13 protein-coding genes are annotated in these 12,727 nt (G+C 60.7%); 7 read left to right on the forward strand and 6 right to left on the reverse strand.

Features of this window, described 5'->3' with window-relative positions; genetic code table 11:
• Positions 1-3: 3 nt before the first annotated feature.
• From K3J57_RS04605 to K3J57_RS04625, 5 genes are all read right to left on the reverse strand, one after another.
• Complete coding sequence (locus tag K3J57_RS04605; RefSeq protein WP_259786505.1) at positions 4-450, reverse strand: GNAT family N-acetyltransferase; 447 nt, start codon at positions 448-450, stop codon at positions 4-6.
• A complete protein-coding gene (locus K3J57_RS04610; protein WP_259797299.1) occupies positions 447-1,385 on the reverse strand; it encodes a nucleoside hydrolase in 939 nt (312 codons plus the stop codon). Before K3J57_RS04610 ends, K3J57_RS04605 begins: the two co-directional genes overlap by 4 nt.
• 36 nt (positions 1,386-1,421) lie before the next feature.
• Positions 1,422-2,228 (reverse strand): exodeoxyribonuclease III, encoded by an 807-nt coding sequence (gene xth, locus K3J57_RS04615; protein ID WP_259794237.1) that lies wholly within the window; start codon positions 2,226-2,228, stop codon positions 1,422-1,424.
• 120 nt (positions 2,229-2,348) lie between these two features.
• Positions 2,349-3,536 (reverse strand): BaiN/RdsA family NAD(P)/FAD-dependent oxidoreductase, encoded by a 1,188-nt coding sequence (locus tag K3J57_RS04620; RefSeq protein ID WP_259797732.1) that lies wholly within the window; start codon positions 3,534-3,536, stop codon positions 2,349-2,351.
• Positions 3,537-3,672: 136 nt separating this feature from the next.
• Positions 3,673-4,002: a HesB/IscA family protein gene (locus tag K3J57_RS04625; RefSeq protein ID WP_259787014.1), complete on the reverse strand. Its 330-nt coding sequence runs from the start codon at positions 4,000-4,002 to the stop codon at positions 3,673-3,675.
• Between the two features lie 277 nt (positions 4,003-4,279).
• Between K3J57_RS04625 and K3J57_RS04630 the strand changes: the two genes are divergently transcribed.
• The 7 genes from K3J57_RS04630 (at position 4,280) to K3J57_RS04660 (ending at position 11,460) form a co-directional block, all read left to right on the forward strand.
• Positions 4,280-5,419: a deoxyguanosinetriphosphate triphosphohydrolase gene (locus K3J57_RS04630; protein WP_259786508.1), complete on the forward strand. Its 1,140-nt coding sequence runs from the start codon at positions 4,280-4,282 to the stop codon at positions 5,417-5,419.
• A gap of 142 nt (positions 5,420-5,561) precedes the next feature.
• Positions 5,562-7,283 (forward strand): arginine--tRNA ligase, encoded by a 1,722-nt coding sequence (gene argS, locus K3J57_RS04635; RefSeq protein WP_259794238.1) that lies wholly within the window; start codon positions 5,562-5,564, stop codon positions 7,281-7,283.
• 126 nt (positions 7,284-7,409) lie between these two features.
• Positions 7,410-8,663 carry an SPOR domain-containing protein gene (locus tag K3J57_RS04640; RefSeq protein WP_259786510.1) on the forward strand — a complete coding sequence of 418 codons (1,254 nt, stop codon included), beginning with the start codon at positions 7,410-7,412 and terminating at the stop codon, positions 8,661-8,663.
• 36 nt (positions 8,664-8,699) lie between these two features.
• Positions 8,700-9,719, forward strand: coding sequence for a glycoside hydrolase family 3 N-terminal domain-containing protein (locus tag K3J57_RS04645; protein WP_259797302.1), 1,020 nt, complete (start codon positions 8,700-8,702; stop codon positions 9,717-9,719).
• 33 nt (positions 9,720-9,752) lie between these two features.
• A complete protein-coding gene (locus K3J57_RS04650; protein ID WP_375542823.1) occupies positions 9,753-10,505 on the forward strand; it encodes a segregation and condensation protein A in 753 nt (250 codons plus the stop codon).
• Positions 10,505-11,164 carry an SMC-Scp complex subunit ScpB gene (scpB, locus tag K3J57_RS04655; protein ID WP_259797305.1) on the forward strand — a complete coding sequence of 220 codons (660 nt, stop codon included), beginning with the start codon at positions 10,505-10,507 and terminating at the stop codon, positions 11,162-11,164. Before K3J57_RS04650 ends, scpB begins: the two co-directional genes overlap by 1 nt.
• Before the next feature lie 56 nt (positions 11,165-11,220).
• Entirely contained in the window at positions 11,221-11,460 is a 240-nt protein-coding gene (locus K3J57_RS04660; RefSeq protein ID WP_259794244.1) for a hypothetical protein, read from the forward strand.
• A gap of 138 nt (positions 11,461-11,598) precedes the next feature.
• Here K3J57_RS04660 and K3J57_RS04665 read toward each other — a convergent pair whose 3' ends face one another.
• Entirely contained in the window at positions 11,599-12,678 is a 1,080-nt protein-coding gene (locus K3J57_RS04665; protein WP_259797307.1) for a 2'-deoxycytidine 5'-triphosphate deaminase, read from the reverse strand.
• Positions 12,679-12,727: the final 49 nt, after the last annotated feature.

Consider the following 12,727-nt stretch of genomic DNA (forward strand, 5'->3'; position numbering starts at 1 on the left):
AGTTTACAGGATGCGCGCCATCAGGTGGTAACGATCGCGCGACGAGAACCCGATCCGTTCGTAAAGGGTGCGGGCACGCTGGTTGTCCGTATCCACTTCGAGGTTCATCGCCTTGATCCCCTGTCCGGCCAGCGCCCGGGCCAGCGCCATCATCGCCTCGGATCCCATGCCACGCCCGCGCACCCGCTCCCGCACGTAAAACTCATCGACAAAGGCGTCGAGCCCGCCGAATTCGATCGACCAGCCAAAGCTGACCGCGATATACCCCACCGGGGCCGAGCGGGGGCCGATCATCCAGATTGCGCCATGGGGGGAACCTTGCAGGAGCGGCACAAGGGCCTCGTGGCGGGTGGCCTCGTCCTGTTCGATACCGCTTTCGGCGTGAAACCCGGCGACCAGATGGGTCAACCGATCCAGATCCTCCAGCGTGGCAAGGCGTAATGCGCTCATAGTCGGGCCAACCTTTCTGTCAGCAGGTCAAAAAATCCGTCCGCGTCCAGATCGCCGATGAACAGCGCATTGGGGCGGCGGTCTGTCACGCCCCACCAATCGGCGACCGTCATGCCCAATGTAAGTTCGGATCGGGTCTCGATCTCGACATTCACATGGCGGCCGGAAAACAGCGCGGGCCGGAGCAGGTAGGCGATCACCGTGGGATCATGCAGCGGGGCACCTTCAGACCCGTATTTCTCGCGGTCGAACCGTTCAAAAAAATCGGTCATCTCGGCGGTGAAGCGCCCCACCTTTGTGTTCAAGGCGCGAAACGCATCATTGCGCGGTTTGGTGACCAGCGCCTTATGGGTCACATCCAGTGGCATCACCACAATCGGCACCCCGGATTTGAACACGATATCAGCGGCCTGCGGGTCGACATAGATGTTGAACTCGGCCGCGGGGGTCACATTGCCCACCTCGAAATAAGCGCCCCCCATCAGCACGATCTCCGCAACCCGGTTGATGATGTCCGGGGCGCGGGCAAAGGCGGTGGCGATGTTGGTCAGCGGCCCCAGCGGGCAGAGCGTGATCGTGCCCGGGGCTTGCGAGCGCAGCGTGTCGATGATGAAATCCACCGCGTGGCCGTCCTGCAATGGCATGACCGGATCCCAGAGCTCCGGCCCGTCCAGCCCGGTTTTACCATGCACATATTCCGCCGTGACCAGATCGCGTTCCAGCGGGCGATCACAGCCGGCAAAGACCTTTGTTTCCGGCTTGCCGGCAAGCTCGCAGATGATCCGTGCATTGCGCTGCGTATAGCTGAGCGGCACGTTGCCGGCGACGGTCGTGATGCCCAGAACCTCCACCTCTTCCGGGCTGGCCAGCGCCAGCAGGATGGCCACCGCATCATCCTGTCCGGGGTCGGTGTCTATGATGATTTTTCGTGCCATATCAGATCTTTGCGTCCTGATTTTTATGTTCTGGGGTTAAGCCGCAAGCTCAATCCAGATCGGCACGTGATCCGATGGCTTTTCACGCCCGCGCACCTCTTTGTCGATCTGGCAGTCACGCAGCATGTCGGCGCATTCCGGTGACAGCAGGAAATGGTCGATACGGATCCCGTCATTGCGCTGCCACGCCCCGCGTTGGAAATCCCAAAACGTGTATTGCTCAGGGGCGGGATTGCGGGTGCGGAAGGCTTCGGTAAGGCCGAGGTTCAGAAGCTTGCGAAAGGCGGTTCGGCTGTCAGGAAGCGCCAGCGCATCGCGGGTCCAGGCCTCGGGGCGGGCGGCGTCTTCGGGCTGCGGAATGATGTTGTAATCCCCCGCCATCAGGAACGGTTCTTCCGCGGCCATCAGCTCTTCTGCACGGTTTTGCAATCGGGCCATCCAGCTGAGCTTATAGCCATATTTGCCGTCATGGATCGGTTGATCATCGGCATCAAACGAGACCGGGTTCCCGTTGGGCAGGTAAAGCCCGCAGATGCGGATTGCGCATTCGTTCACCACGGTGGCTTCGATATACCGCGCCTGTTCATCGCTGTCGTCCCCGGGCAGGCCGGTCATCACGTCCTCAAGCGGGTATTTCGACAAAATCGCCACGCCGTTGAAGCTTTTCTGCCCATGGGTGGCGACATTATATCCCATGTTTTCAAACTGTTCGCGTGGAAAGTTTTCATCCACGGATTTGACTTCCTGCAAGATTGCCACATCCGGGGCCGCCTCTTCCAGCCACGCGGTAAGAGCGGGCATGCGGGCCTTGATCCCGGCGATGTTGAAACTGGCAATCTTCATGGGCGCTCTCCGTTTTTCTGCGCTTACTGTGGGGGGAAATCTACGGCTGCACAAGCGATTAACGGGGGCGGGGGACGGCAGGCCGGAAATGGCTGAGGACGGCGGGCCGGAAATGGCTGATCAGCCTGCATTGCGGGCCGCAATTGCCGCGCCTGCCGCATGGGCCGACGCCCAGGCCCATTGGAAGTTGAACCCGCCAAGCCAGCCGGTCACATCCACGCATTCGCCGATGAAATAAAGCCCGTCCTGGTGTTTCGACATCATCGTTTTGCTGTCGAGGCCCGAGGTGGCCACTCCGCCCAGCGTCACCTCGGCGGTGCGATAGCCTTCGGTTCCGGACGGGGTCACGGTCCAGTTGGCAAGGGCGTCGCAGATCTCGCGCAGGCGGGTGTCGCTCTGATCAGCCAGATTGCCGGACAGGCCCAGCTCGGGCGCGAGGAAATCGACAAGTTTTGCGGGCAGAAACTGTCCCAGCTCCGTGGTCAGATTGCGCCGCCCGGCGCGCTGACGCTGATCGCGCAGGGCCGTCAACAGGCCGCGCCCGTCCGAAATCCCTGCGGTCAGGTTAATCGTGACGCTTTCCCCTTCGCGCCAGTAGGACGAGATCTGCAGGATCGCCGGCCCGGACAGGCCACGATGGGTGAACAAAAGCGCCTCTTCGAACTGTGCGCGGGCGTTCCAGACCCGCACCGGCAGGGACAGGCCGGACAGCTGGGCAAAGCGCCCTTCGGGAAAGGTGAAAGGCACAAGGCCGGGGCGGGTTTCGGTTATCTCATGCCCGAACTGGCGGGCAATGTCATAGGCAAACCCGGTTGCCCCCATCTTCGGGATCGACTTGCCGCCGGTGGCCAGCACAAGCGCGCGCGCCTGCACCGGGCCGTGAGGGGTGGTGAGGACAAATACCTGACCGTCATGGGCGATGGACTGAACGCTGCAACTCAGGCGGATTTCCGCGCCCGCAGCTTTGGCCTCGGAGACGAGAAGCTCCACGATCTGCGTTGCCTTGTCGTCGCAAAATAGCTGCCCAAGCGTTTTCTCATGCCAGTTTATCCCGGCCTGGTCGAGCTTGGCCACAAAGTCCCAGGGGCCAAAACGGCTGAGGGCGGATTTGTGAAAATGCCTGTTCTGCCCAAGAAAATTTCCCGGCTCGCAATACATGTTGGTGAAATTGCAGCGCCCGCCGCCGGAAATGCGGATTTTCTCGCCCGGGCGTTTGGCGTGATCAATCACCAGCGTGCGCCCGCCGGTTCGCGTGGCGCAAAACAGGCCAGCAGCCCCCGCGCCGATGATGATCGTGTCGTAAATCATGGCGCTGCATACCTGTTTCATCAGCAGGAGGAAAGCGTGCAGATCAGGGCCGCGAGGCTGGCATCACGCGCGGCCATCCTGCCGTTGAGGGTCGGGGCTGAGGTGGTGCGGGAAACGGGCCGGTTTCTGCGCTGGGTCAGATCGAAAACGAGGTGCCGCAGCCGCAGGAGGCGGTGGCATTGGGGTTGTTGATCACAAACCGTGCCCCGATCAGTTCTTCGGTGAAGTCGATCTCGGCATTGGCGAGAAAGGGCAGGGACATTTCGTCCACCACAACCTTTTCGCCGTCTCTTTCGAGGATCAGGTCGCCCTCGGCGGGATCATCAAGAGAAATGTCATATTGAAACCCGGAGCAGCCGCCCCCTTCCACGGCCACCCGCAGGGCCTTACCCTGATCGGCCGCGCCAATTTCGGCCAGCCGGTCAAAAGCACGTTGGGTCACGGTGGGGGGCAGGGTGAGATCCATCGGGGTAACCATTTCTCAGAGCGCCTTTCCCGTGTCGAAACACGGGGGGGGCAGCGCGGGTGATGTTTGTCGTAGCAGATGCCCCACGTCAAAACTGTGACCCAGTTTTGGCGTGAAACGATTTTGTTCAGCGCAGACCGAATATAGGTGTGGGGGCCACGCGCGGCAAGATGGCTATGTGTTGACCTGGGTAACTATTTGCAATTGAGTGTGTTTTGGCAGGTCGTTTGACAGGTCATTTGACGGGCAGATTGACAGGCAGAGAAGGAGCATCCGGATGCTCGCCACATATGCAACGCATCCCGAACGCAGCCGTGGGCGGCTGTTTGAGGAAAGCGAAAGCGCCTTTCGGGAGCCGTATCAGCGGGACCGGGACCGGATCATTCACTCTTCGGCCTTTCGCAGGCTCAAGCATAAGACGCAGGTCTTTGTCGAACATGAGGGGGATTATTTTCGCACCCGGCTGACCCATTCGATTGAAGTGGCGCAGGTGGCACGCACCATTGCCGGGGCGCTCAGGCTCAACCAGCATCTGACCGAAGCGGTGGCGCTGGCCCATGATCTGGGCCATACGCCCTTTGGTCATACCGGAGAAGATCGGCTGGACGAGCTGATGGCGCCCTATGGCGGGTTTGATCACAATGCGCAGGCGCTCAAGATCGTGACCTCTCTGGAACATCACTATGCCAATTGGGACGGGCTGAACCTGACCTGGGAAACGCTTGAGGGCATTGCCAAGCACAATGGCCCGGTCACCGGTGCGCTGCCGTTTGCGCTGGCGGAGTATAATGCGCGCCATGATCTGGAGCTGCACACCCATGCGGGGGGCGAGGCGCAGGTGGCGGCGCTGGCTGATGACATTGCTTATAACAATCACGACCTGCATGACGGATTGCAGGCGGGGTTGTTCACGATGGAGGAGATTGCGGACCTGCCCATCGTGGGGGACATGATCCGCGAGGTGGACCGCAAATATCCCGGCCTTCGCGGCGGGCGGCGGCGCCACGAAGCGCTGCGGCGCGTCTTTGGTGTCATGGTCGAAGACGTGCTTGCGACCTCAACCCGGCTGCTGCAAGCGGCAAACCCCACCTGCGTCGAGGATCTGCGTGCGCTGGATCACGCGGTGATCCGCTTTTCACCCGGTTTGTGGCAGGACCTGAAAGACATCCGGGAATTTCTGTTCACCCGCATGTATCGTGCCCCGTCGGTGGTCGAAATGCGCAGGCGGGTCACGCAGGTGCTGGAAGAGCTGTTTGCCCATATGTTTGCGCAGCCCTCGGACCTGCCGGCTGAGTGGCAGGAGGCCCTTGCGGGGGCGAGCGAGCGGGCGATTGCACGTCATGTGGCCGATTATATTGCCGGGATGACGGACCGGTTTGCGCTTCAGGAACACAGGCGTCTGGGGCTGGGGGGGTAGGGGCGCTGCCCCTCGCGAGACAAGCTCGCTCACCCCGAGGTATTTGTAGCAAAGAAAAAAGAGGGCGCGCGTGAGGGGGAGGCTCTCTTGACCTTTGGCCCCATGCTGATAGAGGTGCGCTGGACGAGAAAGGATCCGTGACATGAACCTGTTTGCTGAAATTCGCGCGCTTGTGATCAACAGCCTGACCGAGATGGTGGCCGAAGGCGTGCTGCCCGAGGGGCTGAGCTTTGACAATGTGGCGGTGGAACCTCCGCGCGATCCGGCCCATGGGGACATGGCGACCAATGCGGCGATGGTGCTGGCCAAGCCCGCTCGGATGAAGCCGCGTGATATTGCCGATGTGCTGGCTGCCAAGCTGGGGGCGGATGATCGGATTGATGTGGCGGAAGTGGCCGGCCCCGGCTTTTTGAACCTGCGCCTGTCGGCGTCGATCTGGTCCGGGCTGGTCTCTGGCATTTTGGCAAACGAAGGCTATGGTCGGTCTGCCATGGGGGCGGATCAGAAAATCAACGTCGAATATGTCTCCGCCAACCCGACCGGGCCACTTCATGTGGGGCACACCCGCGGTGCGGTTTTTGGAGATGCCCTGGCAAGCCTTCTGGAATATGCGGGCTATGACGTCACGCGCGAATATTACATCAATGATGGCGGCGCGCAGGTTGATGTGCTGGCGCGGTCTGTTTATCTGCGTTACCTCGAAGCCCACGGGCAGGAAGTGGCGTTTGAGGATGGCACCTATCCGGGCGATTATCTTGTGCCGGTGGGGGAAGCGCTGAAGGCCAAGGTCGGGGATGCCTATCTGGACCAACCGGAGGATGTCTGGCTGGTGGAAATCCGCGAGTTTGCCACGGCTGCGATGCTGGATCTGATCCGGGAGGATCTGGCGCAGCTTGGTGTGAAAATGGACAGGTTCTTCTCCGAAAAGTCGCTATATGGCACCGGGCGGATCGAGGCGGCCCTTGCCAGCCTCGAAAGCAAAGGCTTGATTTATCAGGGTGTTCTGGAGCCGCCGAAAGGCAAGAAACCCGAAGATTGGGAGCCGCGTGAGCAGACCCTCTTTAAATCGACCGAACATGGCGATGATGTGGATCGTCCGGTGAAGAAGTCGGACGGCGCATGGACCTATTTTGCGCCCGATATCGCCTATCACTATGATAAGGTCGACCGCGGCTATGACCAGCTGATCGACGTGTTTGGCGCGGACCATGGCGGCTATGTCAAACGGATGAAAGCGGCGGTGTCCGCATTGTCGGATGGCAAGGTGCCGCTTGATATCAAGCTGACCCAGCTGGTGAAGCTTTATAAAAACGGCGAGCCGTTCAAAATGTCGAAACGTGCGGGCAATTTTGTCACGCTGCGCGATGTGGTGAGCGAGGTGGGCTCGGATGTGACCCGTTTTGTCATGCTGACCCGCAAGAACGATGCCCCGCTTGATTTCGACTTTGACAAGGTGAAAGAGGCCAGCCGGGACAACCCGGTCTGGTATGTGCAATATGCCCATGCGCGGATCTGTTCGGTTCTGAAAAAGGCCGAAGAGGCCGGTGTTTCCCTGGGCGCCGCACCGCTGATCGAAGATGAGGCAGAGCTGGCGGTGGCCAAGAAGCTTGCCGAATGGCCACGCCTGGTCGAGATCGCGGCACGCACCCATGAGCCGCATCGCGTCGCCTTCTATCTCTATGAACTCGCAGCAGAATTTCAGTCGCTTTACAATCGCGGCAACGAAAAATCAGAGCTGCGTTTCGTGCAGGATGGCAAGAATGACTCATCTGCTGCGAAAATCGCCCTGCCGCGTGCCGTGAAACTTGTCATTTCCGCAGGCCTTGGTATTCTTGGCGTCAATCCGGCCGAGGAAATGCGCTGATCACAAGCTCAGCCCGTGCCGGAAATGGGGGCGCAAACGCCCCTTTTCGAGGCAACGAGCAGAGACCGGAGAGAGGATGCGGGCAGCAGGTCTGCCTAATCGTGTCCCCCCGGATGTGAGGCAGGTATGGCGACGATCGATTGGGGCAACACCCGTGCCCCCATATATCCCCAGCAGACACCCGGACCGGCAGGGCAGGGCGGCTATTCCAACGCGGGATCGGCCCCGGTGCAGGGACAGCAGCAACAGGGACATTGGTCTGCCGCTGGGCAGGCGCATCATGTGTCTGCGCTGGATCCACATCTTCACTATGGGGGTGCGCAGGGGCAGGGTGAATTTGGTGCCCCGCCTGCCTATGCCCACACATCTCATATGCCAGACCCCGCTGCGCCTGTCCTGGGTGGCGGTGGGCGCTTTGGGGCGGCGGTCAATTATGCCGGGGCGGCGGTTTCTCTTGGATTGATTGTTGGGCTGGCCGTCTGGGGATACCAGTTGGCCATGCGCGACGTGACCGGCATTCCGGTGGTGCGTGCGCTGGAAGGTCCGATGCGGATACAGCCGGTTGAACCTGGTGGCCAGTCCGCAGCCCACCAGGGCCTGGCGGTGAATTCGGTTCAGGCAGACGGCGAGGCCAGTGCCCCGTCTGACCAGGTGGCGCTTGCCCCTGCGCCGGAAAAGCTGGATGACGAGGACCTCCCGGCTGGATCTGCTGATCTCGCCGCGCAGGTCGAGACCCAGATCTCAGATACGGATCCGATTCTCGAACCTATTGAAGTTGCAGCGCATTCTGTTCCTGACGCCCCGAGCGTGGATATGAGCAATCTGCCCTCTGACCCGGTGGCCGCCGCGCTGGCCATTGCCAGTCAGGTCAGCCAGAATATCAAGCCCCTGTCGCAAACTGCCCCGTCTGGCGCAGATGTGACCCGGGTGGCGGCGCAAAGCCCGGTCAGCCTGCCGCAGGTTGCCCCCAAAACCGTCAAGGTTATTCCGGCCTCCGTGCCCGGCGTGTCGACATCCGCCCGCCCGCTGATCCGCCCGTCGGATCTGCGCACGGTCAGCCCGGTCAAGGCAAGCCTGCAAAGCCCGGCAGGCAGCGCCCCAAAGGAGATCACCCCCGAGGCGATCCCGGCCGGCACGCGGCTTGTCCAGCTTGGTGCCTTTGAAAGCGCAGAGATTGCGCGCAGCGAATGGGACAAGCTTTCGACCCGGTTTGACGATTACCTTCCCGGCAAGACCCGCGTGATCCAAAAGGCCCAATCCGGCGGCAAGACCTTTTATCGTCTGCGCGCCATGGGATTTAAAGACCTTGCCGATGCGCGCCGTTTCTGTTCAGCTTTGATGGCAGGCAAAACCGCCTGTATCCCGGTGGTCACCCGCTGATCGGTCCTGCCGGAATGTGAAGTTAAAGGAGCTGTCATGTCACGGCAGGGCGCCTATATTTTCGGCTGCGCAGGTCTGACCCTGTCCGAAGGGGAACGCCGGTTTTTTGAGAAAACGCAGCCCTGGGGATTTATTCTGTTTGCCCGAAATGTGGACAGCCCCGATCAACTGCGCGCTCTGACGGCTGATCTGCGCGGCGCGGTCGGCCGAAATGCTCCTATCTTCATTGATCAGGAAGGCGGCCGGGTTGCGCGCATGATTGCCCCCCATTGGCGGGAATGGCTTCCGGCGCTGGATCAGGCGCAGTTCAACAAACGCAACGCGACACGCGCCATGTATCTGCGCTATCGCCTGATTGCGGACGAGCTGTATTCCGTTGGGATTGACGGAAATTGTGCCCCGGTGGTTGACCTTGCCTTTGCCGACACCCATCCCGTCCTGCGCAATCGCTGCCTTGGCGAAGATGTGGTGCATGTGGTGGAGCGGGCACAGGCCGTGGCCCAGGGCTTGCTTGAGGGCGGGGTGCTGCCGGTGGTGAAACACTTGCCGGGGCATGGGCGGGCCACGATGGACAGCCATCTGGACCTGCCCCATGTTGCCACCCATGCGCGTGAGCTGCACAACACTGACTTCCTTGCCTTTTCAGGCGTTTCGAACCTGCCCCTTGGCATGACCGCGCATATCGTGTTTGAGGATATCGACCCGACCGCGCCCGCCACCCAATCCCCCATCATGCTGGACCTGATCCGTAAGGATATCGGGTTTGACGGGCTTTTGATGACGGATGACCTGTCGATGCAGGCGCTCGAGGGGCCGCTGTCGCTGCGCGCCCGCCGTGCCCTTGCCGCAGGCTGCGATCTGATCCTGCACTGCAATGGGGATCGGGAAGAAATGGCCGAGATTGTGGACGCCACCGGCCAGATGGCCGAGGGGGCGCAGGCGCGGGCCGACAAGGCACTGATCTGGCGCGCCGTGCCCATGGCGGTTGACATAGAGGCGCTGGAGGCCGAGTTTCAGAACCTGATGACAGGTGAAACAGCAGAGAACCCACGCTAGATGGCGGAGCAGGAAGAATTTTCAGAAGACGTCATGTCGGTGTCAGACCGCCTCGCGGCGGAGGCACTGATTGTCGATGTCGATGGCTATGAAGGCCCGCTGGACCTGCTTTTGACCCTGTCGCGCACGCAAAAAGTGGATCTGCGCCAGATCTCGATCCTTGATCTGGCGGAGCAATATCTGGGATTTGTCGAAAAAGCGCGCCATTTGCGGATTGAGCTGGCTGCGGATTACCTTGTGATGGCGGCCTGGCTGGCCTTTCTGAAATCCCGTCTGCTTCTGCCCCCTGACCCCACCGAAGAAGGGCCGACGGGTGAGGATCTTGCCGCGCATCTGGCGTTTCAGCTGGAACGGCTGCAGGGCATGCGCGATGCCGCTGCCAAGCTGATGGCGCGTGACCAATTGGGGCGGGATTTCTTCGCCCGTGGTGTGCCAGAGGATGTGACGCGCATTCGCACCGTGACCTATACAGCCACGCTTCTCGACCTGATGCAGGGCTATGCCCGGATCCGCACCAAGGATGAGTTTCGCCCCTTTGTCATGGATCGGGAAAGCCTGATGACCATGGAACAGGCGCTGGAACGGATGCGTGACCTCGTGGGCTATGCGGGGGATTGGACCGACCTGTCCTCTTATCTGCCCGAAGGTTGGGTGCTGGATGGCAAACGCCGCCGCTCGGCCACCGCCGCCAATTTTGCCGCCTCTCTGGAACTGGCCAAACGGGGAATGATCGACATTCGCCAACCCGACACATTTGCGCCGATCGAAATTCGCAGGAAATCGTGATGAATGAGCAAGTCGTTGATACTCAGGAAGAAAGCCTGTTTGATGCCCCCCCGATGGGAGAGCAGGAACGCATGGTCGAAGCGATCCTGTTTGCCTCGGGGGAACCGGTCAGCGTGGCGGAACTTGAAAGCCGCATGCCCCATGGGGCGGACGCGGGCGAGGCGCTCGCCCATCTGGTGAAACGCTATGAAGGGCGCGGTGTGCGGGTCGTGCGTGTGGGCGATGCCTGGGCGATCCGAACCGCCCCTGATCTGGGACATCTGATGCAAAAGGAAACGATCGAGGTGCGAAAACTCAGTCGCGCCGCAATCGAAACCCTGGCCATCATCGCCTATCACCAACCCGCCACGCGGGCCGAAATCGAGGAGATCCGGGGCGTTTCCGTCTCCCGGGGAACGATTGACCAGTTGATCGAAATGGAATGGATCCGTTTTGGTCGCCGTCGCATGACGCCGGGTCGCCCTGTTACGTTTGTGGTTACGCCGCATTTCCTGGACCACTTTGGACTGGAAAGCGCCCGCGACCTGCCGGGGCTGAAAGAGCTGCGCGCCGCAGGCCTTCTCGAAAGCCGCCCGCCCCCCGGCATGATGCCCGGACCGGACTATGACGACGAGGATGACGAACCAACCAGCGGCCAGAGCGAACTGTTCGAAGATTAATTTTGCCCGCATCCTGAAATCGCCGCAATGACATGTTATATTACCCTTGCGCGCAGATGGGAAAGACAGACATGAACCTCAACAGCATTATCAACATGATCATTCGCCGGGTTCTGGGCCAGTTGATCAATAAAGGGGTCGATGCCGGAATTGATTATGCCGCCAAACGGACTGGCCGTGGTGAGCCCCCGACAAACGAAGACATGACCCCTGAAGAGCGCAGGCGCGCCCGGCAGGCCCGCCAGATGGCCCGAAAGGCCCGGCAAAGCGCCCGCATCACCCGCAAACTGTTCTGAGAGGCCGAAACGCTTTACGCAAGCGCCGCCGCCACCGGAAACGGAACCGACATCCAGTCGCCGCTCTCATTTTCTGGTTGAAAATATCCCGGGGTGAGCCTCAACGAGGCGAGGGGTAGAGCCCCTTGGCCTTCTACGTCATTTTGCCTTGAAATGTTTGGACAGTTTCAGGCCCTGTCCCTGATAGTTTGATTTGATATCAACCCCATAAAGCGCCTCAGGTGTCTGTGACATGCGCTCATACACCAGCCGTCCCACGACCTGCCCATGTTCCAGCACAAAAGGCGCCTCATGGCAGCGCACTTCCAGAACCCCGCGTGAACCTGATCCACCCGCAGCATCAAAGCCAAAACCGGGATCAAAGAAACCGGCATAGTGCACCCGGAACTCACCCACCATGGCAAGATAGGGGGCCATTTCCGCAGCACAATTGGGGGGGATCGCAATCGCCTCCCGGCTGACCAGAATGTAAAACGCTCCCGGATCAAGGATGATCTGCCCTTTGGTGGTGCGCACCTCTTCCCAGTATTCCGCCGGGTCGTAATGGTTGAGCTTGGACAGATCCACCACACCGGAATGCCGCTTGGCGCGATAGCCCACAAGGTCACCGGAACGTGGTTTCAGGTCCACCGAAAACCCCAGCCCATCGGAAATTACCGGGTCACCGGAAACAATTGGCGTCTCGACATGGACCTTGCGCAGCTCCTCATCAGACAGGAATGTGCGGCCCTGTCGAAAGATGATCTGTGTCAGCAACTGGCCGGGCTGGGCCACCACCGAAAAGCTCTGCGGACAGATTTCGGCATAAAGCGGGCCTTCATACCCATCGGGAACGCGATCAAACTCGATCCCCTGATCGGTGATCACCCGGGTCATCATATCAAGGCGCCCGATTGAGGATTTGGCGCTGGCCGCCCCGGTCATCCCCGCAGGCAAGGACAGGCGTTCCATCAACGGCACCACATAGACACAGCCCTTTTCCAGCACGGCGCCGCCGGTCAGGGGCACTTCATGCATGGTCAGATCGTCCAGACGGTCCGCCACGGTGCGTCCCAATCCCGGCAGGAACGAGGCGCGCACGCGATAGGCCCGCTCCCCCAGCCGCAGATCAAGGCTGGCGGGCTGGATCTGGTCATTCAGAATCGGAGAGGCAGCCGAGATGGCCCCATCGGTGATCATTTGCCTGATCTGCGCATCTGCCAGAACACCCGGTGTCATCGCAATCCTCCCATCGTTTCCCTGAACCCCGAATACAAAAACGCCCACC

The sequence above is a fragment of the Aliiroseovarius crassostreae genome (genome assembly GCF_025137635.1).
Classification (GTDB): domain Bacteria; phylum Pseudomonadota; class Alphaproteobacteria; order Rhodobacterales; family Rhodobacteraceae; genus Aliiroseovarius; species Aliiroseovarius crassostreae.